Annotated in this window: 18 protein-coding genes and 1 pseudogene; 12 read left to right on the top strand and 7 right to left on the bottom strand. The window is 63.1% G+C overall.

Translation table 11 applies throughout. The annotated features are described in order from the left end of the window. Positions 1–230: 230 nt before the first annotated feature. Positions 231–1,759, top strand: a pseudogene (locus FEM01_RS17055) (putative bifunctional diguanylate cyclase/phosphodiesterase); the annotation flags it as partial. 81 nt (positions 1,760–1,840) lie between these two features. On the opposite strand, the gene FEM01_RS17050 reads toward FEM01_RS17055, so the two are convergent. Then, positions 1,841–3,226: a NorM family multidrug efflux MATE transporter gene (locus tag FEM01_RS17050; RefSeq protein WP_138220660.1), complete on the bottom strand. Its 1,386-nt coding sequence runs from the start codon at positions 3,224–3,226 to the stop codon at positions 1,841–1,843. Between the two features lie 155 nt (positions 3,227–3,381). Here FEM01_RS17050 and FEM01_RS17045 point away from each other — a divergent pair, with 155 nt between their 5' ends. Beyond that, positions 3,382–4,311: a LysR substrate-binding domain-containing protein gene (locus tag FEM01_RS17045; RefSeq protein WP_138220659.1), complete on the top strand. Its 930-nt coding sequence runs from the start codon at positions 3,382–3,384 to the stop codon at positions 4,309–4,311. Positions 4,312–4,492: 181 nt separating this feature from the next. Further along, positions 4,493–6,400, top strand: a complete 1,908-nt coding sequence (locus FEM01_RS17040; protein ID WP_138220658.1) for a methyl-accepting chemotaxis protein — start codon at positions 4,493–4,495, stop codon at positions 6,398–6,400. A 218-nt stretch (positions 6,401–6,618) separates the two neighbouring features. Here the strand turns inward: FEM01_RS17040 and hglS are convergent, their stop codons facing one another. Together hglS and FEM01_RS17030 are read right to left on the bottom strand one after the other, a co-directional pair. Beyond that, positions 6,619–8,004, bottom strand: coding sequence for a 2-oxoadipate dioxygenase/decarboxylase HglS (gene hglS, locus FEM01_RS17035; protein ID WP_138220657.1), 1,386 nt, complete (start codon positions 8,002–8,004; stop codon positions 6,619–6,621). Between the two features lie 112 nt (positions 8,005–8,116). Further along, positions 8,117–9,007, bottom strand: coding sequence for a LysR family transcriptional regulator (locus FEM01_RS17030; protein ID WP_138220656.1), 891 nt, complete (start codon positions 9,005–9,007; stop codon positions 8,117–8,119). Positions 9,008–9,142: 135 nt separating this feature from the next. Here FEM01_RS17030 and amaB point away from each other — a divergent pair, with 135 nt between their 5' ends. Continuing rightward, positions 9,143–10,633 carry an L-piperidine-6-carboxylate dehydrogenase gene (amaB, locus tag FEM01_RS17025; RefSeq protein WP_138220655.1) on the top strand — a complete coding sequence of 497 codons (1,491 nt, stop codon included), beginning with the start codon at positions 9,143–9,145 and terminating at the stop codon, positions 10,631–10,633. Positions 10,634–10,770: 137 nt separating this feature from the next. Beyond that, positions 10,771–12,057, top strand: coding sequence for an L-pipecolate oxidase (amaA, locus tag FEM01_RS17020; RefSeq protein WP_138220654.1), 1,287 nt, complete (start codon positions 10,771–10,773; stop codon positions 12,055–12,057). A 75-nt stretch (positions 12,058–12,132) separates the two neighbouring features. Here the strand turns inward: amaA and FEM01_RS17015 are convergent, their stop codons facing one another. Beyond that, complete coding sequence (locus FEM01_RS17015) at positions 12,133–13,560, bottom strand: mechanosensitive ion channel family protein (RefSeq protein ID WP_138220653.1); 1,428 nt, start codon at positions 13,558–13,560, stop codon at positions 12,133–12,135. A 276-nt stretch (positions 13,561–13,836) separates the two neighbouring features. Between FEM01_RS17015 and ycaC (FEM01_RS17010) the strand changes: the two genes are divergently transcribed. The 3 genes from ycaC (FEM01_RS17010) (at position 13,837) to FEM01_RS17000 (ending at position 16,053) form a co-directional block, all read left to right on the top strand. Further along, positions 13,837–14,466 carry an isochorismate family cysteine hydrolase YcaC gene (ycaC, locus tag FEM01_RS17010; protein WP_138220652.1) on the top strand — a complete coding sequence of 210 codons (630 nt, stop codon included), beginning with the start codon at positions 13,837–13,839 and terminating at the stop codon, positions 14,464–14,466. A 200-nt stretch (positions 14,467–14,666) separates the two neighbouring features. Continuing rightward, the gene (locus FEM01_RS17005) at positions 14,667–15,101 is read left to right on the top strand and encodes a hypothetical protein (RefSeq protein WP_138220651.1); all 435 of its coding nucleotides are present in this window, start codon (positions 14,667–14,669) and stop codon (positions 15,099–15,101) included. A gap of 61 nt (positions 15,102–15,162) precedes the next feature. Further along, on the top strand, positions 15,163–16,053 hold the full coding sequence (locus FEM01_RS17000; RefSeq protein ID WP_138220650.1) for a hypothetical protein: 891 nt from the start codon (positions 15,163–15,165) through the stop codon (positions 16,051–16,053). A 67-nt stretch (positions 16,054–16,120) separates the two neighbouring features. Here FEM01_RS17000 and FEM01_RS16995 read toward each other — a convergent pair whose 3' ends face one another. Continuing rightward, on the bottom strand, positions 16,121–16,414 hold the full coding sequence (locus tag FEM01_RS16995) for a DUF6124 family protein (protein WP_138220649.1): 294 nt from the start codon (positions 16,412–16,414) through the stop codon (positions 16,121–16,123). A gap of 531 nt (positions 16,415–16,945) precedes the next feature. Between FEM01_RS16995 and FEM01_RS16990 the strand changes: the two genes are divergently transcribed. Further along, positions 16,946–17,224, top strand: a complete 279-nt coding sequence (locus tag FEM01_RS16990) for a type II toxin-antitoxin system RelE/ParE family toxin (RefSeq protein WP_138220648.1) — start codon at positions 16,946–16,948, stop codon at positions 17,222–17,224. Between the two features lie 13 nt (positions 17,225–17,237). Then, a complete protein-coding gene (locus FEM01_RS16985; RefSeq protein WP_138220647.1) occupies positions 17,238–17,522 on the top strand; it encodes a HigA family addiction module antitoxin in 285 nt (94 codons plus the stop codon). 3 nt (positions 17,523–17,525) lie between these two features. Here FEM01_RS16985 and FEM01_RS16980 read toward each other — a convergent pair whose 3' ends face one another. Both FEM01_RS16980 and FEM01_RS16975 read right to left on the bottom strand, forming a co-directional pair. Beyond that, on the bottom strand, positions 17,526–19,313 hold the full coding sequence (locus FEM01_RS16980) for a monovalent cation:proton antiporter-2 (CPA2) family protein (protein ID WP_138220646.1): 1,788 nt from the start codon (positions 19,311–19,313) through the stop codon (positions 17,526–17,528). A gap of 171 nt (positions 19,314–19,484) precedes the next feature. Then, entirely contained in the window at positions 19,485–20,441 is a 957-nt protein-coding gene (locus FEM01_RS16975) for a GlxA family transcriptional regulator (protein WP_138220645.1), read from the bottom strand. A gap of 224 nt (positions 20,442–20,665) precedes the next feature. On the opposite strand from FEM01_RS16975, the gene FEM01_RS16970 reads away from it, so the two are divergent. Then, the gene (locus FEM01_RS16970; protein WP_138220644.1) at positions 20,666–21,031 is read left to right on the top strand and encodes a helix-turn-helix transcriptional regulator; all 366 of its coding nucleotides are present in this window, start codon (positions 20,666–20,668) and stop codon (positions 21,029–21,031) included. Positions 21,032–21,100: 69 nt separating this feature from the next. After that, positions 21,101–21,727: an isochorismate family cysteine hydrolase YcaC gene (gene ycaC / locus FEM01_RS16965; protein ID WP_138220643.1), complete on the top strand. Its 627-nt coding sequence runs from the start codon at positions 21,101–21,103 to the stop codon at positions 21,725–21,727. The last annotated feature ends 102 nt before the right edge of the window (positions 21,728–21,829 follow it).

Raw genomic sequence — 21,829 nt, 5'->3', positions numbered from 1 at the left:
ACTTGTGCGGTAGGATAGACCGCGTCCCTCGTTCTACCGTCCATGTCTAAGGAGCCTGCTTGTCCACGCCCGCCGACCCCCTGCGTTTGCTGCTGTTGGCCGATGAGCCTGAGTGGGCCGCGAGCCTGCGCGAGTGCCTGCAGCCGATGGCTGGCAGCGTGGTGCTACTGACCGCGCCGAACTGGGCTGCGGTGGACAGCCTGTTCGCCAATGACCGCCAGGCCGTGGTGCTGTCCACGCCTGCACTGCAACCCGCGCCGGGGCGCTGCGAGTTGCCGACTATCCTGCTGCTGGAGCACGAGCCCGGCACCGCGCCGGTTGGTGTCAGCGACTGGCTGGTGCGGGCGCAACTGAGCAGCGACACCCTGCGCCGCTCCCTGCGCCATGTACGCGAGCGCGGTGTGCTGGTGGCCACGTTGCAGCGCCTGGCCGAGCAAGATCCGCTCACCGGCATCGCCAACCGCCAGGGTTTCCACGCTTTGCTGACGGCGCGCCTGGCCGAGAACGAAGGTCGCGGCCTGGCCCTCGGCCACCTCGATCTGGACAACTTCCGTCACGTCAATGACGCCCTCGGTCATCAGGGCGGCGATCGCCTGATCTTGCAAGTGGTGGCACGCTTGCAGAAGCAGCTGGAGGCTGGCGATCAGTTGGCGCGCCTGGGCAGCGACGAGTTCGCCTTGCTGATCGACACCCGGCGTGACGCCAATCGTGCCGAGTGGCTGGCCGAGCGCATCGTCGAGGCCCTGGCCGAACCCTACTGGATCGACGGCGAGAGCTTGCTGCTCGGTTGCAGCCTGGGGCTGGCCCACGCTCGCGCCCAGGCCGGTGCCGACCCACTGATGTGGCATGCGCACATTGCCATGCGCCAGGCCAAGGGTAGCCAGGGCTGCACCTTCCACGTGTTCAACGAGCGCATCAACCGTAACGCACGCAGCCTCGCCGACCTGGAAAGCGAGCTGCGCCGCGCCCTGCGCCGTGATGAGCTGGAACTGCACTACCAGCCACGCCTGAACCTCGCCGATGGCCAGATCGTCGGCCTGGAGGCGCTGGTGCGCTGGAACCACCCCGAACGTGGCTTGCTGCCGCCCAGCGAGTTCGTGCCGCTGGCCGAGCAGAGCGGGCTGATCGTGCCGTTGGGCTACTGGGTGATCTGCCGCGCGTTGCGCGACATGCAGTCGCTGCGCGAGCATGGCCTGGCCCCCCTGCACATGGCGGTGAACCTGAGCTTCCGCCAGTTCCAGGACAGCCAGTTGCTGGCCACCCTGAGCCGGTTGATCATCGAGCACGAGGTAGATGCGCGCTGGCTGGAGTTCGAACTGACCGAAACCGCCGTGATGCGCCGCAACGAAGTGGTGCGCCAGACCATGGACGCCCTGGGGCGGCTGGGCGTGCGCTTCTCGCTAGACGACTTCGGCACCGGATTTTCCTCGTTCGTGCACCTGAACAGCTTGCCGATCACCTTGCTCAAGGTCGACCGCAGCTTCGTCGCCGGCATGGAGCAGCGCGAAGAAAACCGCAAGCTGGTGCATGCGATGATCAACCTGGCCCACAACCTCAACCTGGAAGTGGTGGCAGAAGGGGTCGAGAGCGATGAGCAGATGGCTTTGCTGCATGCTTTCGGCTGTGACCAGGTGCAGGGCTTCCTAGTCAGCCGGCCGCTACCGGTGGCCGAGTTGATCGAGTACCTGTTGCAGGCCCCAAAGCCAAAGCTAGCGGACGTCCTGTAGGAGCGGCCTTGTGTCGCGAATGGGGCGCGTAGCGGCCCCAGGATCTCAGTCCCATGCACGATCGTCGGGGCCGCTTCGCAGCCCATTCGCGACACAAGGCCGCTCCTACAGGGTTACGTGGTGACGGCGGCTTCGATGCCGCCTGCCTTGCCGATCATGCGCTTCATCCGCCACTCGAAGGCAAAGGTCAGCGCTACCGATGCACACGCCAGCCCCAACGCCAGTCCCCACCAGATGCCCTGCGCCCCACCGCCTAGATTGAACGCGAACAGCCATGCAGCCGGCGCGCCCACCAGCCAATAGCACACCGCGCCGATCAGGAAGGTCGTGCGTGCATCCTTGAGCCCGCGGATCGAGCCCATGGCGATGGTCTGCACGCCATCGAACAGCTCGAACCAGGCCGCTACCATCAACAGTTGCACCGCCAGCTGGAAGATCGCCGCGAAGGCCGGATCATGCCGGTCCACCAGCAACGCCACCAGTGGCTCGGGCAGCAGTAGGAACAGCGCTGCGAAGCCCAGCATCAGCGTGGCGCCAAAGCTGATCCCCACCCGTCCGGCGCTGCGCGCTGCCAGCAGGTTGCCCGCGCCGTAGTACAGCCCGACGCGCATCGTCACCGCGTAGGAAAGCCCGGTCGGCACCATGAACGCAGTGGAGACGATCTGCAGGGCGATCTGGTGCGCGGCAAGCTCGGTGCTGCCCAGCACGCCCATGCACAGCGCGGCGAAGGCGAACAGGCCGACCTCGACCATATAGGTTCCGCCGATCGGTAGCCCCAGACGCCACAGTTCACGTAGCGCCGGCAGCGAGGGCCGCGACAGGCCCTTGCGCAGCGGGTAGTCGGTGTAGGCCGGGTGCCAGCGGATGTACAGCGCCAAGGCGATGGCCATGCCCATCGAGACCACGGCGGTGACCAGCCCGATGCCCAGCAGTCCCAGGCTGGGTAGGCCAAACAAGCCTTCGATCAGCGCATGGTTGAGCACGTAGTTGAGCACCGTACCCACCAGGCTGATGACCATTACTGGTGTCGAGCGCCCCAGGGCGCTGGTGAAGCCGCGCAGGGCCATGAAGGTCAGGTAGCCGGGCAGGGCCAGCGGCAGCAGGGTGAGGAACTGCATGGCCGAGTCGACGTTCTCGGGCTTTTGCCCGAACAGCAGCAAGGCGGGCTTGAGATTCCACAGCACCAGCGCTGCCGCCAAGGCCAGGCCCCAGGCCAGCCACAGGCCGTTCTGCGCCAGGCGCGTGGCGCCGACGGTGTCGTTGGCGCCCTTGCGGATCGCCACCAGCGTGCCGACCGCCGCGATGATACCCAGGCAGAAGATCGACACGAACGAATAGCTGGCCGCACCCAACCCACCCCCGGCCAGGGCCTGGGGGCTGATGCGGGCCATCATCAAGGTGTCGGTGAGCACCATCAGCATGTGCGCCAACTGCGAGGCGATCAGCGGCCCGGCCAGGCGCAGCAAAGCCTTGAGTTCGGTAGTAGGCGCAACGTGCATGGAGGCGATCCTTGTGCAGGGTACTGAGGGCGAGCGCTCGATTCTGAGGCCTCGGTCAACTTTGCACAAAAGGATAAAAGCGATCACTCACATGAGTTTGACTCATGCCTGTATGCTCTGATCTACCTCCTTGGCCCCCGCATCATAGGTAACTCATGTCTCGCCAGCTTCCCCCGCTCTATGCGTTGCGCGCATTCGAAGCCGCTGCCCGGCTGAGCTCTTTCACTCGCGCCGGTGACGAGCTGTCGATCACCCAGAGCGCGGTCAGCCGACATATCCGCACCCTGGAGGAGCACTTCGCCTGCAAGCTGTTCGTGCGCAACGGCCGTAGCCTGCAACTCACCGAGGCCGCACGTATGCTGTTGCCGGGTGTGCGCGACGGCTTCGCCGCGCTGGAGCGGGCGTGCGAAGCATTGCGCGGCGAAGACGACATCTTGCGTATGAAGGCGCCCTCGACGTTGACCATGCGCTGGCTGCTCGCCCGCCTGAGCCGCTTTCGGCATCTGCAGCCGGGCAACGAAGTGCAACTGACCAGCGCCTGGATGGACGTCGACCATGTCGACTTCAACCAGGAACCTTTCGATTGCGCGGTGTTACTCAGCGACGGCGTGTTTCCGGCTGATTGGGAGGTGCGTCGTTTGTTCGCCGAGTTGCTGATCCCGGTGGGCGCGCCTGACCTGCTGGACGATGCGCCTTGGGATGCGCGGCGCCTGGCGGCTGTCGAGCTGCTGCATCCTACCCCCGACAAGCGCGACTGGCGTGCCTGGCTGGCGCGCATGGGGCTGCTGGACGCCGTGTCGCTCAAGGGGGGGCAGGTGTTCGATACCTTGGAGCTGGGCATGATCGCCGCCGCTCGGGGATATGGCATTTCCATGGGCGACCTGCTGATGGTGGCCGAGGATGTTGCCCAGCGCCGGCTGAGCTTGCCCTGGCCAACGGCGGTGCCCAGTGGTCTGGACTACTACCTGGTCTGGCCGCGCACCCGACCTGGTGGGGAGCGGCTGGGACGCTTGAGTCTGTTCTTGCAGCAAGAGGCGGAGGCGGTGGATTTACCCGCTGTGCAGGTGTTGTCGGCGCAGGCCTGATAGCGTTGACGCTGCCGCACGTCGCAAAGGTTTGCGAATACCCTCGTCCGACGCTCAAGTATTCATTTGCGCCGCCGATTCACTAGCACAAGCATCCCCGAAGAGGATGCGATTTCCCGTCGATAATCCGCGGGCGGTCAGTGTGATCAGGATGATCCCGGCCTTCTGCCAGGAGCTTTCCATGTCTCAACCGCGTGCCCGAATCGCCTCGCAGCTCGGGATCGCCCTCGCCGTCGTGCTGGCGCTGGTGATTTCCGGCAGTACCTTGTTCGCCCTGCGTTCGCTGGATGACGCCAACCTCGCCACTCGCCAGAAACACCTGGGCAGTGAGGCGCGGTTGCTGGCCGACCAGCTCGACACCTTCCACGGTTCGCTCAAGGACAACACCCAGCGCCTGAGCGGCTTGTTCGAGCGCCGTTTCGCCACGGGCCTGTCCTTGCACGCGGACGAAACGGTCAATGTGGCCGGCACCGCGACGCCCGCGCTCTACCTGGGCGAGCACCTGCTGAACAACGATTTCCAGCAGGTCGACGAATTCCAGCAGATGACCGCCGGTGTCGCCACGGTGTTCGTGCGCAGCGGCGATGACTTCGTGCGCATCAGCACCAGCCTGACCAAGCAGGATGGCAGCCGCGCCATTGGCACCCAGCTCGATCGCCAGCACCCGGCCTACGGCAAGTTGATGGCCGGGCAGACCTACGTCGGTCGGGCCGTCTTGTTCGAACGCAACTACATGACCCGCTACGTACCGGTGCGTGATGCTGCGGGCCGCGTGATCGCGGTACTGTTTGTCGGTTTCGACTACACCGATGCGCAGAACACCCAGTTTGCCAACCTCAAACGTTTCCGCATCGGCCAGACCGGCTCTTTGGCGATCCGTGACGAAAAGGACCAATGGTTGGTGGCACCCGCCAATGCCGACCAGGACCTGTTCAGCGTCAGCGCGCCGTTCGCCGAGGGCCCGTGGACCGTGGTGGCCAGCATGCCGAAGGCGGAAATTCGCGAAGTGACTTGGAGCGTGGGCTTGCGCCTGGCCATCGGCAGCCTGCTGGCGATGCTGCTGGCCGTGGCCGCCACGCATTGGTTGCTGCGGCGCAAGCTGCGTCCGCTGGGCGACCTGGTGCGTCAGGCCGAGGCCTTGGGAGCTGGCGACCTGAACGCTCGCCTGAACGTCACCAGCCATGACGAGATCGGCCAACTGGCGCGCAGTTTCAACACGATGGGCGATGCGCTGTCGACCATGGTCGAGCACATTCGCAGCGCCTCCGAGCAGGTCAGCGGTCGTGCGCGCTCGTTGGCCGGATTGTCTTCGGGGGCGTGCGAAGGCATGGAGCAGCAGTCAGGCGAGATCACCAGCATGGCCGGCGCGGTGGAGGAGTTCAGCGCCACTTCGATGAACATCGCCGACAATATGGCCGGAACCGAGCGCATGGCTCGCGACAACGCCCAGCAGACCCGCATCGGGCGCAGCGCCATGGACGAGGCTTCGGCCTCGCTCAAGCAGATCGCCGAAGCGCTGGGCGGCACCGCCACGGTAATGGATACCCTCGGTGCACGTTCCCAGGAAATCGGCGGAATTGTCGGTACGATCACCGCCATTGCCGAGCAAACCAACTTATTGGCACTCAACGCGGCCATCGAGGCGGCGCGCGCCGGTGAGCAGGGGCGTGGGTTTGCCGTGGTTGCCGATGAGGTCCGTGGACTGGCGGCGCGCACCCGCCAGGCCACCGATGAAATCTCGGGCATGATCGCCAGCATTCAGCAGCAGACCGGCCATGCCATCAGCACCCTGGAGCAGGGCAACAAGCTGATGCAGGAAGGCTTGGTGCGTAACGACAAAGTGGCCGAGGCACTGGCGCGCATCGACGAGCAGAGCCGCACCGCAGGCGAGCAGTTCGCCGTCATCAGCACTGCCACCCAAGAGCAGAGCAGCACCGCGACGGTGCTCAGTCGCAACTTGCAGAGCATCGCCCACGCCAACAGTGAACAACGCGATGTGGCCAACGAGCTGGCCAATACCGCGCGTGAGCTGGAAGGGCTGGCGGGGCAGTTGCGCCAGGAAGTGGATCGGTTCCGGGTGGGGCGTTAAGGGCTGAGGCTGTTGTTAGTTGTACTGGTCTATTCGCGGGCAAGCCCGCTCCCACAGGGACCGCACATTCCTCAGGTTGGGCGAAATCCTGTGGGAGATCACCCAGCCCTTTGGGCTGCGCTGTCGCGCAGAGAACTGATTTCGCAAGCGCGCCGCGTACCCTGTGGGAGCGGGCTTGCCCGCGAATAGGCCGGCACAGCCCCCGTCGCTCATGAGCCTTAAATCGCCTCCAAACCCAGCGCCTGTGCACACGCCTGCTTCGAGCGCTGCTCGCTCTGCGCATACAACGCCAGCTCATCCTGCACCGTGAGCCCAAGCGCCGCTTCGAAAGCCTCGCGGTTGGCGTTGCTGCCGTACTCGGCCTGTCCCTCGTCGCCCAGGTTGGACTGGAAGATTCCCGCCGCGCTGACCGGCAGGAAGTCTTCGTACACCAACGCCTCGTAATGCACGTGTCCGGCATCGATCAGCCCTTGCAGGCTGCTGGGGCGATCTGCCTGGCCACGGGCGGCCAGGCCTTTTTCGGTGGCGAAGTAACGGAAGTAGGCCAGTTCTTGTTCGCGCATCTGCGCCAGGTCATCGGGGAATGCTTCGAATTGCGCGGCGAGCAGTGTGCTGTAGCGCTCGGCGTTCGCCTCCGTCGGCGCTCCACCCAAGGCTGCGCGGGTGGCATCGAGCAGGCGGTCGTACAGCAGGCGGCCCTTGGGCGTCAGCGCCGCCCCGCGTTGTTCGATTTCGCCGAAGCGTGCGGTGTGGCTGCCTTGCGCATCACTGAAGGCGACGTTCTCCTGCAACGCCTTGAAGCTGGTCTGGCGCAGCAAGATGGCGTGACGGCGGGTGGGCGGGCCTTCGACCACGGCCTTGGGCGGGATACCCTTGGCTGGCATCCCGCGCTGGATCGCATCGATGTCCAAGGTGCGCGGGGTGAGGTGGTTGATGTGCGGTCCCTTGAACGCGACCACGTCGGCGATCAGGCGATGCTGGTCGTGCAATTGCTGGTACTGCTCGGCGCTCACCGTGGCGTCCTGGTGCCAGCGGAAGGTGTGCAAGGCCTCCTGCACGAAGGTTGTCGCGTCGCTGGCGGTCAGGCCGCCGTCGCGCTCGCTCTGGGCGATCAGTTCCAGCACCCGTGGGGTGAAGATCTGGCGCTGCGCCAGAATGCCCTGGGCCAGTTCGCGCAGTTGGGGGTTGTCGATCAGTTCCAGGCGCAGCAACGAGGTGAACACGCGGAACGGGCTGATGTGCAGCGACTGCTCGTGCACCGCGCGGAACGCGGTGGAGTGCACCGGCACGCCAGCTGAGCTGAGGTCGTAATAGCCGACCGGCTGCATGCCCATCACCGCGAACAGGCGGGCGATGGTGGCCAGCTCCTGGGCCGTACCGACACGGATGGCGCCGTGGCGCTCATGGTCGAGGCGTTCGATCTCGCCGGTCCAGCGCAACGCCTGGGCAACCTCGGGCTGCTGCTGCATCACCTGCTGGTTGATTTCGCTCACCAGCTCAAGCAGCGTGCCGTACAGGGGCACTTCCTGTTTGTACATGAGCGACATGGCGGCAGAGAACTGCGCGCGGATGCTGTCGGGGCTGACGAAATCGAGGGCGGGCATCGCAAGCTTCCTGGTTGGTTTTGGATCGTTACATGAAAGCTGGGAATGCACTTTGCTCACAAGCGAAAAAAAGTGGGTCATTCATTCCTTTTTTGATCGATCTTGCCGGCCCTCACGCGGGCAGTTGTTCCTTGACCCAGTCCACCAACGCCCGCACCTTCGGCACTTCTGCCGCATGCTCGGCATAGGCCAGGTAATGCGCGCCACTGCTCGGCATCGCATGCTCCCAGGCCACTACCAGGCTGCCCTCGGCCAGTTCCTTGGCTACCAGGTAGCGTGGCACCAGCGCCACCCCGCAGCCGGTCTGCGCCGCACTCAGCGCCATATAAAACGTATCGAAGCGCGGCCCATGGTAGCTGTTGTCGGTGTGTAGCCCTTGGTCGAGGAACCACTCGTGCCAGGCTTCCGGCCGCGAGGTGCTTTGCAGCAGCACCTGTTCGGCCACCTCGGCGGCCCCGGTGAGACGGCGGCCTTGCAGCAGCTCCGGGGCGCACACCGGCAGCACCTCCTCACCGAACAGCGCCACGCAGGTAGCCCCCGGCCAGGTGCCCTGGCCGTAGAAGAACACCACGTCGGCCGAGCCTTGCAGCAAGGCGAATGGCTCCATTTCGTTGCGGATATCCAGGTGGATGTTCGGGTGGCGCTTGCCGAAGCCCTTGAGGTGCGGAATCAACCAGCGCACGCCGAAACTCGGTTGAGTGGCTACTTTCAAGACTTCGGTCTGGGCGCCGTAAGTGAGGACGTAGCGGCTCGACATGTCGACCTGGGTAAGGATCTTGTTGACCTCGGCCAGGTACAAGGCTCCGGCAGGCGTCAGTTGCAGGCGCCGGCGAATGCGCAGGAACAGGTGATGGCGCAGCATCTCCTCCAGCTGCGCCACCTGCTTGCTCACCGCGCTCTGGGTCAGGTGCAGCTCTTCAGCGGCACGGGTGAAGCTCAAATGGCGGGCTGCGGCCTCGAAGCACTGCAGGGCGGTCATGGAGGGCACCAGGCGTTTGGACATAAGAGATCTCTGTGAGCAAGTCATTACCTGGTGGAATGATATGCGGAATAAAGGTCGTTTGTTGCACCTGTGTAATCGGATTAATACTGACCCACGTCATTTTCCAACCCTTCACGCGATGAAAGGAGAAGCACAATGGTTGCTGCATTGCTCGAGCGCCTTGGCGTTGCCGCCGCGGCTCACACCCAGGGCGACTACCCTGTCCATACCCCGATCGACGGCAGCCAGATCGCCTCGGTGAAACTGCTCGGCAAGGCCGAGACCATTACCTGCATCGACCAGGCGCAGCAGGCCTTCGAGGCCTGGCGCAGCGTGCCGGCCCCGCGCCGTGGCGAATTGGTGCGTCTGTTCGGTGAAGTGCTGCGTGAACACAAGGCCGACCTCGGCGAGCTGGTGTCGATCGAAGCCGGCAAGATCACCCAGGAAGGTCTGGGCGAAGTGCAAGAAATGATCGACATCTGCGACTTCGCCGTCGGCCTGTCGCGCCAGCTATACGGCCTGACCATCGCCTCCGAGCGTCCAGGCCACCACATGCGTGAAACCTGGCATCCGCTGGGCGTGGTCGGGGTGATCAGTGCCTTCAACTTCCCGGTGGCGGTGTGGGCGTGGAACACTGCGCTGGCCCTGGTGGCGGGTAACTCGGTGGTGTGGAAGCCGTCCGAGAAGACGCCGCTTACCGCCCTGGCGTGTCAGGCACTGTTCGAGAAAGCCCTGAAAGCCTTCGGTGATGCACCTGCCGGGCTGAGCCAACTGGTCATCGGTGGCCGTGAAGCCGGTGAAGCCCTGGTGGATGATCCGCGCGTGCCGCTGGTCAGCGCCACTGGCAGCACCCGCATGGGCCGTGAAGTGGGTCCGCGTGTGGCCGCACGTTTCGGTCGCAGCATTTTGGAACTGGGCGGCAACAACGCCATGATCCTGGCTCCGAGCGCCGACCTGGACCTGGCCGTGCGCGGCATCCTGTTCTCGGCGGTCGGGACCGCTGGCCAGCGTTGCACCACCCTGCGTCGCCTGATCGTGCACCGCTCGATCAAGGATGAAGTGGTTGCCCGTGTCAAAGCCGCCTATGGCAAGGTGCGTATCGGCGATCCACGCAAGGACAACCTGGTTGGCCCGCTTATCGACAAGCTGTCGTTCGATGCCATGCAGGGTGCGCTGGCCAAGGCGCGTGACGAAGGCGGTCAGGTGTTCGGTGGCGAGCGTCAGTTGGTCGAGCAGTATCCGAACGCCTACTACGTGTCCCCGGCCATCGCCGAAATGCCAGCACAGAGCGACGTGGTGCGCCACGAAACCTTCGCCCCGATCCTCTACGTGCTGGCTTACGATGACTTCGAAGAGGCCCTGCGCCTGAACAACGAAGTGCCGCAAGGCCTGTCGTCGTGCATTTTCACCACCGACATCCGCGAGGCCGAGCGTTTCCAGAGCGCCTCGGGCAGCGACTGCGGCATCGCCAACGTCAACATTGGCACCAGCGGCGCCGAGATCGGCGGGGCGTTCGGTGGCGAGAAGGAAACGGGCGGTGGCCGTGAGTCGGGTTCGGACGCCTGGAAAGGCTACATGCGCCGGCAAACCAACACCGTGAACTACTCGCGCGAGTTGCCGCTGGCGCAGGGCATCGTGTTCGATTGATGGATCGCAGGCGGGGGCGTTGCCCCCGTTTCGCGGCACAAGGCCGCTCCTACAGATTGCTCGCAATTTCCTGTAGGCCTTGTGCCGCGATTGGGCCGCATAGCGGCCCCAACAAGAACAATCGCTGGAGCCGGGCCATGTCCGAACTGCGTCAAGAATGTCTGTGGGAACACGTCACCCAGCCGAGCGTCGCCGCCCAGGCCCTGGCCGGTGAGTACAAGGCCGATGTCTGCGTGATCGGCGGTGGTATCACCGGCCTTTCGGCGGCGATCCACCTGCTCGAACAGGGCAAGTCGGTGATTTTGTTGGAAGCCTGGAAGATCGGCCATGGTGGTTCGGGGCGCAACGTCGGCCTGGTCAACGCAGGCACCTGGATCCGCCCCGACGACGTCGAGGCCACCCTCGGCCAGCAGCAAGGCAGCCGCCTGAACAAGGTGCTTGGCCAAGCACCGGGCGAGGTGTTCGCGCTGATCGAACGGCTAGGCATCGACTGCCAGGCACAACACAAAGGCACCCTACACATGGCGCACAACGCCACGGGCATCGCCGACCTTGAAGCCCGCCACCAGCAATGGTCGCGCCGTGGCGCCGACGTCGAGCTGCTGACCGGTGCGCGCTGCCAGGAATACTGCGGTACCCAAAAGATTTCCGCCGCGCTGCTTGACCGCCGCGCGGGCACCATCAACCCCATGGGCTACACCCAAGGGCTGGCCGCTGCCGTGACCCGGCTAGGCGGCAAGCTGTTCCAGCAATCGGCGGTCGAAGGCCTCGAGCGTGACGGCGACGCCTGGCGGGTGAAGACCGCCGCTGGCGCGGTGCGTGCCGACAAGGTGGTGATCTCTACCGGGGCCTACACCGAAGGCGACTGGAGCAGTCTGCAAAAGCATTTCTTCCGCGGCTACTACTACCAGGTCGCCTCCAAACCCCTGCACGGCGCCGCTGCCGACAAAGTGCTCGCGCATGGCCAGGGTTCGTGGGACACCCGCACCGTGCTCAGCAGTATCCGCCGTGACGACCAGGGCCGCCTGTTGCTCGGCAGCCTCGGGCGGGTCGATAACAAGCCGGCGTGGTTCGTGCGCAGCTGGGCTGACCGTATCCAACGCCACTACTACCCCGAGTTGGGCAAGGTCGAGTGGGAGATGCACTGGACCGGCTGCATCGACTTCACCCCCGACCATCTGATGCGTCTGTTCGAGCCCGCCCCGGGGCTGGTGGCGGTGACCGGCTACAACGGCCGGGGCAATACCACTGGCACGGTGATTGGCCGGGCGTTTGCCGAGTTCTTGCTCAAGGACGACCCAGACAGCCTGCCGCTGCCGTTCTCGCCGATGAAGCCGGTGAGTGCACCGACCCTGCGCACGGCGTTCTACGAGTCGGGGTTCTCGCTGTATCACGCAGGGCAGTGCCTGCGCGTCGTTCTGTAACCGCATTGGCGCGGTCTGTGGAGCGGCCTTGCCGGTCCGGTGTCCCGGCAAGGCCGCTCACAGGGCGTTGGCTGGCTACTTGTGCAACCAGCTCAGGAAGCCACCCTTCTTCACTTGCGCGGGCTTTTGCAGCAATAGCGACGCGCGGCTTTGCTGGCGGAAGCGTTGCAGCTTCACCAACGCCGTCTGCACGTCGCCGCGTTGCTCCAGGCAACTGCGTACCTGCTCCTTCTCGATGCGGTACAGCAGGCAACTGGTGAGGGTACGAAACTCCACCAGAGATTGGTCTTCGTCCACCAGCCCCTCGATCCCCAGCACCTCGCCGGGCCCCATGCGCCCGGCCTCCAGCAGCGTGTCGCCGTTACGCACCGAGGCCTGGACCACACCGCTGCCGATCACCAGCAAGTGCTCGGCGTTGTCGCCGATACCGAGGATCACCTGGTCGGCCAGGTACTCCACTGCCGTCATGCGCTGGCTCAGGGCGTCGCGCTCTTCACTGCTGAGCGAGCGGAATACCCGCACGTCGTCGAGCAGCTCGCGCTGGCGGCTGCGTGGCGGCAGGCCAAGGTCGACGTTCCACATCACCCCACTGGCTTCCAGGTGACGGTGGGCCAGGTCGAACAGCTGGTTGCGCACCTCGGTCTTGCGCGCCGCATCGGCGACGAAGCCGCTGGCCTCGTACTCTACCGACTCCAGCGTCGAGGCCTTGACCGAGACCTTCGGTGCGGGTGAGGCGAGCAGCGCGCTGGTGCCTTGCAGGGCCTTTTCCAGGGCATCGAATACCCGCTTGGGCCGCACCTTGGCCGGCACCACCACGCTGATGGCCAGGCCGTGACGGTCAGCCGGGCGGCTGTGGTTGAGCAGGCGCGCCTTGGCTGCCACTGAGTTGGGGATCACCGCCAGGCTGCCGGTCCCGGTGATCAGGCGCGTGGCGCGCCAGTCGATATCCACCACCTTGCCTTCGGTGCCGTCGATGGAGATCGAGTCACCGATCTGATAGGGCCGTGTGGTGTTGAGCACGATGCCGCTAAACACATCGCTCAGGGTGCTTTGCAGCGCCAGGCCGATGACGATGGCCATCACCCCCGAGGTGGCCAGCAGGCCCTTGACCGGCAACTGCATCACATAGGCCGCTGCGGCGACTACGGCGGCAAGGAAAATCAGCGCGCCGAGCACATCTTGCAGCAGGCGTCCGCCGTGGCTGCCTCGAGCGACCAGCAGCAGGCCGAACACCACAGTCACCGTGCGCGCGGCAAACAGCCACCAGGCGATCTCCAGCACCGTGGCCATTAGGTTGCGCGCCACGTCGTCGGCCCACGGCGGTGGTTGCAATGGGCTCATGCCAGCAGCCAGCAGCACGGCGCTGAACAACAGGAAGATCACCAACCGTGTGGCGATGCGCCAGGCGCGCTTTTGGAGTGGGATCAGTTGCCACAGCAACAGGTCGAGCAGGAGCAGGAAGAAGCCGAGCAGCAACGGGTAGGACTGGATGAGCGCCAGCATGGAAGTCTCGGGGTGAGGGGAGGGCTGGTGGGTAGTAATAGAGCAGGTTGAGGGGGCAGGCAATCAGTTCGAGCGCTTTGCGCAGGATCCCACGCCCCCTGTGGGAGCGGGCTTGCCCGCGAAGAAGCCAGCACCGATCCAGCGTTCACAAAATAGAACGCTAAAGCCAATTTTCGCAGTCTACCGCTTCAAAGGTGATGAATCTAATCTTTGCTCATCAACGCGAAACACCGAACTCACAGCAAAGAACTTCAAAACCCTTTAGGAGCTACGACCATGACCCAATTCAAATACAACCGCCTGAACAAAGACGACGCCGCCGTTCTGCTGGTCGACCACCAGGCAGGCCTGCTGTCCCTGGTGCGCGACATCGAGCCGGATCGCTTCAAGAACAACGTGCTGGCCCTGGCTGACCTGGCCAAGTTCTTCAACCTGCCGACCATCCTCACCACCAGCTTCGAGCAAGGCCCGAACGGCCCGCTGGTGCCAGAGCTGAAGGCGCTGTTCCCGGACGCCCCGTACATCGCCCGCCCAGGCCAGATCAACGCCTGGGACAACGAAGACTTCGTCAAGGCAGTCAAGGCCACTGGCAAGAAGCAACTGATCATTGCCGGCGTGGTGACTGAAGTGTGCGTAGCCTTCCCGGCGCTGTCGGCCCTGGAAGAAGAGTTCGACGTGTTCGTGGTGACCGACGCCTCCGGCACCTTCAACGAAATGACCCGCAACGCCGCCCACGACCGCATGAGCCAGGCCGGTGCGCAACTGATGACCTGGTTCGGCGTGGCCTGCGAGCTGCACCGCGACTGGCGCAACGACATCGAAGGCCTGGCGGCGCTGTGCTCCAACCACATCCCCGACTACCGCAACCTGATGACCAGTTATAACGCGCTGACGGCTGGCAAGTAACGATCACCGCTTTGAATGAATTGGCCGATCCTGATGAAGGGTCGGCCTTTTTGTTTGGCTTGATTTGATCTATGTCAAATAAAGGCGTCCAAATGCTGGCCGGAGATACCTCAAGGCCGGTGTAACGCTGCCGATATAGGCATAGGTAATCAACTGAAACGCCAGGGAGGGCACGGATCATTTTGGCGGGAAGCTGAATAATGAAAAAGATAGTTAAGTTAACGACTTGGGCTGCCGCTGTTCTCCTGGCCCAAGCCTCTCTCGCGGCGACGACTGATAGCTGGACGTCAAATAAACTGGCGCCGAACGTCGTCATTGCACAGACCGAAAATTCGAATTTTTACACGACCCCTATATCGGTGCCCAAGGGCGCTTTGATCACGACAGTGTCTTGGGATGTGGGCCTCTACGATAATGGGGCTGCGGGACAGTTTTTCACGGTTTGCTATGCGCGCCGGTATACCACTAGTTATGATATCTGCTACGACCTCACGAATATGCGTGTCGGCTCGACGACGCTTTTTAAAGGATTGGACGCCAAGGGTCAATTCAAAATAACTGGGGTTCTCTCTGGTGGGACATATCCTGTTTATCCAAGGCATCGAAATACAATCACGGTTGAATATCAATATTGATTAACAGGTAACAGGAGTCTGCCTAATCCGTGCAGGCACCTTGGCTTTCTGGGGTATTTCTATGCTTAACATAAACTCGACAAGCGCTCACCAGCCCTCCACCGCCAGCATTACCTCGGTGAAAATAAAAGAGGGCAGTGCACGCGCGGAAAATACAGCAGCGACCGACCCTCTTACCCGTGACGACCTTCAGATTTCAGATGAGGCTAAAGTGCTTATGTCGCTCTATGAATCTGCTGGGGGCTATGTAAGGGGTCAGCATATGGAGAGGTACGCCGGTCCAGTCAACGGTATTTCGCCGCCCAGCGCATATGTGAATGTAGAGAGATACAATAGTTATTTATTTGATAAGGCTGCAGAAGATATGGTGTCTTCCGCAAAAAGTCTTGGTTTTACACTAGAGAAGTCTGACGTGCTGGCCCAGCTGAAAAAGGACAATTCGGATATCGCTAGCATCAAATATGACGACAAGGCTCGGCAAGAAAAACTAGGCTCGATGAATGTGATGTCAAGCTTGTCTCTGGCCGATGTCGATAGTTTTACGGACGTGTACATAACGGCCATGGAGAATGGGCTGGACCTGGAGAAAGTTGAGCTTCTAGCGTTTGAAAGAGCCGTTCAAAATCACTGGGGAGGCAGGCTGAAAGAGGGGGATGCGTTTCCCCTCGGCTGGGACTTTAGCGAGACCGATCCAGAAAAGATCGAGGCGGCGAAGTTTAAGGTGTCGGAATCCGTTACCCAACAGGTTGCTGAGATCAGGGCCAAGCTTCAAGGTAACCTGGGGTTGAGCAACGATTTCTTGCAGTACCTGCTGAATCCCAGGATTGGGGTAGCTAGCGGGGCAGGCTTCTCGCTGGATTTTCTATCGAAACTGGTCGATATCCATAACCAGCAAACCCTCGCCCCGGCTGCTGCAAGCGCCTCGCCAGCGGTAACGCGCGAAGGTCAATAATCCGCGCTGATACTGTCGAGGGCCGGTCGTTGTGAAGGTGACCCGCCCTCGATCGCGTGACTGTTTTTCAGCCCATCGCCCGATCTTCAATCCCATCGAGCATCGCCTCGACCAGCCCTTCGGCCAGTTCGATGCCCTGTAGATTGGCCCACTGCAAGCTCTTGCCCACGTCGTCCATATGCTCCAATGCTTTGTAGCCCACGTCATAGGCACTGCGCAGGTATTCGGCGGCATGCGTAAGGGCATCTTGTGCGTTGATGTTCGGGTTCACCGAGAACAGCGGCGGGTGGCCGGCGTCGCATTTGCCAAAGGGGCGGTGGGTGGTGTCGGGGACGGGTGGGGCGGGGACGATCTTTTTCATGGCCAAGCTCCGATAGAGATATTGGCCGGCACCGTTCGTTTCCACGCGAAGGGTGGCGGCTGTACGCGGGGTGGAAACCCAGGTCATCGGAAACCCCGGCAGGCCATATGGCCTCCCGCGTACAGCTGCCGTCACGACAGAACTTCCGATATTCCAACAGCCGGATTTCCACGTCCGATCGCTGAACCGACAGCGACCGCAAGAGCCTAGAGGGCATGGTTTCCCCGGACAATCAGACTGGAGTCGACAGGATTCGTAGGGTATTTCCCAGGCTGTAGGATGACCAGTGAGAAAGGTCTGAGGACAACGTAGGACTTTGCCGAATGGATGGTTTGCGCCTCAGTCCAGCCCGCACATCCAATCAAGCCAGCTCACAGCGAGGAGGGAGCTTTCTGACGTAAATCCCGGACCCATGGGACTGCCTTTCCACTGGACTTGGTCTTCAGGCTGCGCACTTTGAGTTGCGTGGAGGTTCAGCATGACCAGGACAGTCTTGAAGGGTGTAAGGTATAGCCTTACACTTACGCCACCATGATTCGCAGCTTCAGGCACAAGGGGCTGCGCTCCTTGTATCAGCGAGGAGATACGTCAGGGGTCAGGTTTGACCACGTTGCGCGTCTTAAGCGTCTACTCGCGTCGCTCGAAATTGCGCAATGCCCCTCTGACATGGAGCGACCAGGAAGCCGCCTGCATCATTTGCACGGGCATCTACATGGTTTTTGGGCGGTGAATGTATCGGGCAATTGGCGGTTGGTTTTCCGCTTTATTGGTACCGATGTCGAGCTGGTCGACTATCTGGATTATCACTAAGAGGCTGAACCTAATGCCCATGCACAACCCGCCCCACCCAGGCGAAGCCCTGCGCGAAGACGTCCTGCCCGCAATCGGCATGAACGTCTCCTCCCTCGCCCGTCATCTCGGCTATTCTCGTGGCCAGTTATCCACCGTGCTCAACGGCCGTGCGGCGATTTCCGCCGACCTGGCCTATCGCCTGGAACTGGCAGGTCTGGGCAGTGCTCGCCAGTACCTAGCCGAACAAGCCGCCTACGACCTTTGGCAAGCCGCGCACCGTGAGCATCCGCCCATCGCTCGGCTTGCCTTCGCCTGAGCGTCAGTCTGCATCTGACTCAAACAACCGCTCCAACTCCACCCGCGCCTCCTTGGCGGTCTGCATCACCTTCGCGCGATCATCACGCACCTGCCCCTGGGCTTCGAGCACCTGCTCGTCGTGCTCGGTAAAGCGTTCGATGCGATCGGCCGCCTGGGCCTCGCTCAAGCCCAGCCCCACCAGTGCGCGGCGGCTCATTTCCAGGCTCGAATAAAACGTCTCGCGGATTGGCTCGGCACCGACGTCCAGCAGTTTGTGCACATGTTGGCGGTTACGCGCCCGGGCGATGACCTTCAGGTGCGGGTAAAGGCGCTTGACCCGTTCGGCGGTGTGGGTGGCGACCTCGGGGTCGTCGACGGTAATGATGAAATATTCGGCCTCGCCGACCTTGGCCGCATGCAGCACCTCGGGGCGCGACGGGTCGCCGTAGAACACCGGCACCTGCTCGAACATGCGGGTCATCTCGATGGTATCCACCGAGGTTTCCAGGGCGATGAAGGGGATCTTCTGTGCCCGCAGGATACGCGCCACGATCTGCCCCATGCGCCCCATGCCGACGATCACCGCGCGCGGGGTGCCGGCGTCGATGGCCTTGTACTGCTCGGGCACTTCGCGTGTCGGTTGCGGGCGCTTGAGGGCGCGGGCGCAGCCGAGCATCAGCAGGGGGGTGATGGCCATCGACAGGGTGATGGTCATCATCAGCAGGTCGTAGGTCTGGGTGTCGAACAGGCCTTGATCCTTGCCCAGCTTGAACACCACGAAGGCGAACTCGCCACCGGCTGCCAGCACCATGCCCAGGCGCAACGCGCTGGCCTTGTTCAGGCCACCGGCTAGGCGCCCGACGCCGATCAGCAGCGCCAGTTTCACGGTGATCAGCAGCAGGGTCAGGCTCAGTAGCACCAGCGGCATTTCCAGCAGCAGGCGCAGGTTGGCGCCCATGCCGACACTGATGAAGAACAGCCCCAGCAGTAGGCCCTTGAACGGCTCGATCTGTGATTCCAGTTCATGCCGGTATTCCGAATCGGCCAGCAGCAGGCCGGCCAGGAAGGCCCCCAGGGCCATCGAGATACCGGCCTCTTCCATCAGCCAGGCGGTGCCGATCACTACCAACAGCGCGGTGGCGGTGGACACCTCCGGCAGGCCCGTGCGGGCCACGGTGCGAAACAGCGGGCGCAGCAGATAGCGCCCGCCGACAATCACCACGGCGATACTGGCGAATACCTTCAGGCCATGCTCCAGGCTGTCGCCGTGGCTGGTGTCGGGGCCGTTTGCGGCCAGTAACGGCACCAGGGCGATCAGCGGGATGGCGGCGATGTCCTGGAACAGCAGGATGGCGAAGGCCAGGCGGCCATGCGGGGCGTTGAGCTGCTTGCTCTCGGCCAGGCTTTGCAGACCCAAGGCGGTGGACGACAGCGCCAGGCCCAGGCCAAGCACGATGGCCGCTGGCAGTGTCTGGCTGAAGCCGAACAGGGCGATGGCGCCAATCACCGCGCCGGTCAGCAGCACCTGTGCGGTGCCAACACCGAACACCGATTTGCGCATCAGCCACAGGCGTCGTGGCGACAGTTCCAGGCCAATGATGAACAGCAGCAGGACCACGCCCAGTTCGGAAATGTGCGCGACGCTCTCGGTGTCGCGGATCAGGCCCAGTGCTTGCGGGCCGATGGCCACGCCCGCGAGCAGGTAGCCGATCACGGCGCCCAGCTTCAGGCGTTTGGCGAGGGGGACGGCGATGACGGCGGCGAACAGGAAGATCACCGCGGTTTGCAGCAGGCTGCCTTCGTGTGGCATGGGTTCTGGCTCCGTGAACTGCCGGGGCAGCGGTTATAGCGTTGAGTCGAGCATTTTGCGGAATGGGCTGTGTGGAGACAATCCGATTCTATGGAGACATATTGTCTCCTTGAAGGGGACAATATGAACCGCACGCACGCCTATGTAGGAGCGTGTGGTCCGGCTGTTGCGTCACCCGCCAAACTGCGCGCGGTACTGGTTCGGCGTCATGCCGATCCGCTCGCCGAACACCTTGCGCATGTGCCGGTCGCTGCCGAACCCACTGCGCGCGGCCACCACCTTGAGTGGCAAATCCGAGCCCTCGAGCAACTTGCGCGCATGGTCGATGCGCGCGTTCTGCAAGTATTGCAGTGGCGTGATCCCCACGTCGCGCTGGAACGCGCGGGCAAAATTACGCGCGCTCATGGCCGCCAACTCGGCCATTTTCTGCACGGTGAAGGCTTCGTCGATATGGTCGACGATATACGCCTGGACCCGGGCGATTGGGCCGCCGTCACGCGGCACCGCTGCCAGCAATGGACCGTAGGGCAACTGACCGCCTTGGCGGTGTCGCGCCACCAGCAGCACCTTGGCCACTTCCAGCGCCAAGTCCCGGCCATGATCCTCGGCCACCACGGCCAGGGCCAGGTCGATACCGGCGGTGATGCCGCCGGAGGTGATCAAGTTACGGTCGGTCACGTAGATCTGTTCGGTTTCCACTCGTGCTTCGGGAAACTGCCGCGCCAGGCGCTCGATGTAGTTCCAGTGGGTGGTGCAGCGATAGCCGCTGAGTAATCCAGCGCGCCCCAGCAGGAAAATACCGGTACAGATCGCACCGAAACGCTTAGCGCTGCGCGCTGCCTGCGCCAGCCAACGCTCTAGCGCCGGTGTCGGATGGTCGTAGGCGCCTGGGCCGCCAGGCACCAGCAGCAGGTCGACGTTCATCGGCAACGCCTCCAGGCGTGCGTCGGCCAGTACCTTCAGGCCGCAGGAGCTACGCAGCGGGGCGTTGTCTTCGGCAAGGGTGAGCAGGTGGTAGTGCTGGTCTGCCGGGAGGAACCGGTTGGCGATGGAAAAGACGTCCATAGGGCCGCTGACATCCAGCATCAGAACATCGTTGAACAGCACTATCACCACTGTTTTCAGCATCGTGACTCACCTTTGCGACTACCTGTGCAGATAGCCTGAAATCAAACATGCGAGCATTTTAAAGGATCGCTAGGGCGTGTAGGGCCAGCGCACCCGAGAGCGTCATGGGCCAGACGCGACCTGTGTGGTGACGGGCCGTCACGCTTAAGAACTTTTAAGGTTCGGCTCAGGACTTTGTCATCGGCCGCGCGCCAGACTTCCTGCATCGAAACAGGAGAGTCGACATGGCCCTTGAGTCCGCCCCAGAAGCCCGGCACACCCAGCCCGGCGCGCTGACCCCGCAGCGCTTGCGCCAGGCCAAGGAACTCATGCTCCACAGCCCACTGTCGATCATCCAGATCGCCAGCGTCTGCCATCTCACGCGCAGTCACTTCTCGCGCGCCTTCAAGGTGGCTACCGGACTGTCGCCGCAAGCCTGGCGCCTGCGAGCACGCATGGAAAAGGCCAAACGTCTGCTGGCCACCGAAGTGCCGATCACCCATGTCAGCCTGGAGTGCGGCTTCTGTGACCAAGCGCATTTCACGCGCGCCTTCAGCCGTTTGGTCGGTCAGCCTCCCAAGGCCTGGCGTCAGGCGGCGGGTCACCTTTAATGCCATGTTACCCAAAGGTATAGGCCCTAGGGCCAATGCCACCTTCATCCCACCCAAGGAGTCACCGTCGTGAGCCAACCTGACTACAAGCGCCTGAACAAAGATGATGCCGTCGTGCTGCTGGTCGATCACCAGACCGGCCTGATCTCGCTGGTGCAGGATTTCTCGCCCAACGAGTTCAAGAACAACGTGCTGGCTTTGGGTGACCTGGCCAAGTTCTTCGGCCTGCCGACCATCCTCACCACCAGCTTCGAGCAAGGCCCCAATGGCCCGCTGGTGCCGGAACTCAAGGAGATGTTCCCGGACGCGCCGTACATCGCCCGCCCTGGCCAGATCAACGCTTGGGACAACGAAGATTTCGTCAAGGCGATCAAGGCCACTGGGCGCAAGCAGCTGATCATTGCCGGCGTGGTGACTGATGTGTGCGTGGCGTTCCCGACCCTGTCGGCGCTGGCCGAGGGCTTCGACGTGTTCGTCGTCACCGACGCCTCGGGCACCTTCAACGAGACTGTGCAGCAGGCCGCGTGGGCGCGCATGACTCAAGCCGGGGCGCAGATGATGAACTGGTTCTCGGTGGCGTGTGAGTTGCACCGCGACTGGCGCAACGACATCGAAGGCCTGGGCAACCTGCTGTCCCAGCGCATCCCCAATTACCGCAACTTGATGAACAGTTATGCGGCGTTGACGGCGCGCTGATCTGGAGCGGCCTTGTGCCGCGAAAAGGCTGCGTAGCAGCCTCGGCGATTTTGCATCATGCATAAATCCCGGGGCGCGCTACGCGACCCTTTCCGACCGGCC

The sequence above is a fragment of the Pseudomonas mosselii genome (assembly GCF_005796105.1).
Lineage (GTDB): Bacteria > Pseudomonadota > Gammaproteobacteria > Pseudomonadales > Pseudomonadaceae > Aquipseudomonas > Aquipseudomonas mosselii_C.
Note: the sequence above shows the minus strand (reverse complement) of the source record. Positions and strands in the feature narration are given on the sequence as shown.

Coding starts and splice junctions, on each gene's coding strand:
- amaB (WP_138220655.1), top strand. CDS start 9,143: ATGGTTGCTGCATTGCTCGAGCGCCTTGGCGTTGCCGCCGCGGCTCAC.
- FEM01_RS17045 (WP_138220659.1), top strand. CDS start 3,382: ATGTCTCGCCAGCTTCCCCCGCTCTATGCGTTGCGCGCATTCGAAGCC.
- FEM01_RS16970 (WP_138220644.1), top strand. CDS start 20,666: ATGGCCCTTGAGTCCGCCCCAGAAGCCCGGCACACCCAGCCCGGCGCG.
- FEM01_RS17040 (WP_138220658.1), top strand. CDS start 4,493: ATGTCTCAACCGCGTGCCCGAATCGCCTCGCAGCTCGGGATCGCCCTC.
- FEM01_RS17000 (WP_138220650.1), top strand. CDS start 15,163: ATGCTTAACATAAACTCGACAAGCGCTCACCAGCCCTCCACCGCCAGC.
- FEM01_RS17015 (WP_138220653.1), bottom strand. CDS start 13,560: ATGCTGGCGCTCATCCAGTCCTACCCGTTGCTGCTCGGCTTCTTCCTG.
- hglS (WP_138220657.1), bottom strand. CDS start 8,004: ATGCCCGCCCTCGATTTCGTCAGCCCCGACAGCATCCGCGCGCAGTTC.
- FEM01_RS16980 (WP_138220646.1), bottom strand. CDS start 19,313: ATGCCACACGAAGGCAGCCTGCTGCAAACCGCGGTGATCTTCCTGTTC.
- FEM01_RS16985 (WP_138220647.1), top strand. CDS start 17,238: ATGCCCATGCACAACCCGCCCCACCCAGGCGAAGCCCTGCGCGAAGAC.
- FEM01_RS17050 (WP_138220660.1), bottom strand. CDS start 3,226: ATGCACGTTGCGCCTACTACCGAACTCAAGGCTTTGCTGCGCCTGGCC.
- FEM01_RS16995 (WP_138220649.1), bottom strand. CDS start 16,414: ATGAAAAAGATCGTCCCCGCCCCACCCGTCCCCGACACCACCCACCGC.
- amaA (WP_138220654.1), top strand. CDS start 10,771: ATGTCCGAACTGCGTCAAGAATGTCTGTGGGAACACGTCACCCAGCCG.
- FEM01_RS16975 (WP_138220645.1), bottom strand. CDS start 20,441: ATGCTGAAAACAGTGGTGATAGTGCTGTTCAACGATGTTCTGATGCTG.
- FEM01_RS16990 (WP_138220648.1), top strand. CDS start 16,946: ATGATTCGCAGCTTCAGGCACAAGGGGCTGCGCTCCTTGTATCAGCGA.
- FEM01_RS17030 (WP_138220656.1), bottom strand. CDS start 9,007: ATGTCCAAACGCCTGGTGCCCTCCATGACCGCCCTGCAGTGCTTCGAG.
- ycaC (WP_138220652.1), top strand. CDS start 13,837: ATGACCCAATTCAAATACAACCGCCTGAACAAAGACGACGCCGCCGTT.
- FEM01_RS17005 (WP_138220651.1), top strand. CDS start 14,667: ATGAAAAAGATAGTTAAGTTAACGACTTGGGCTGCCGCTGTTCTCCTG.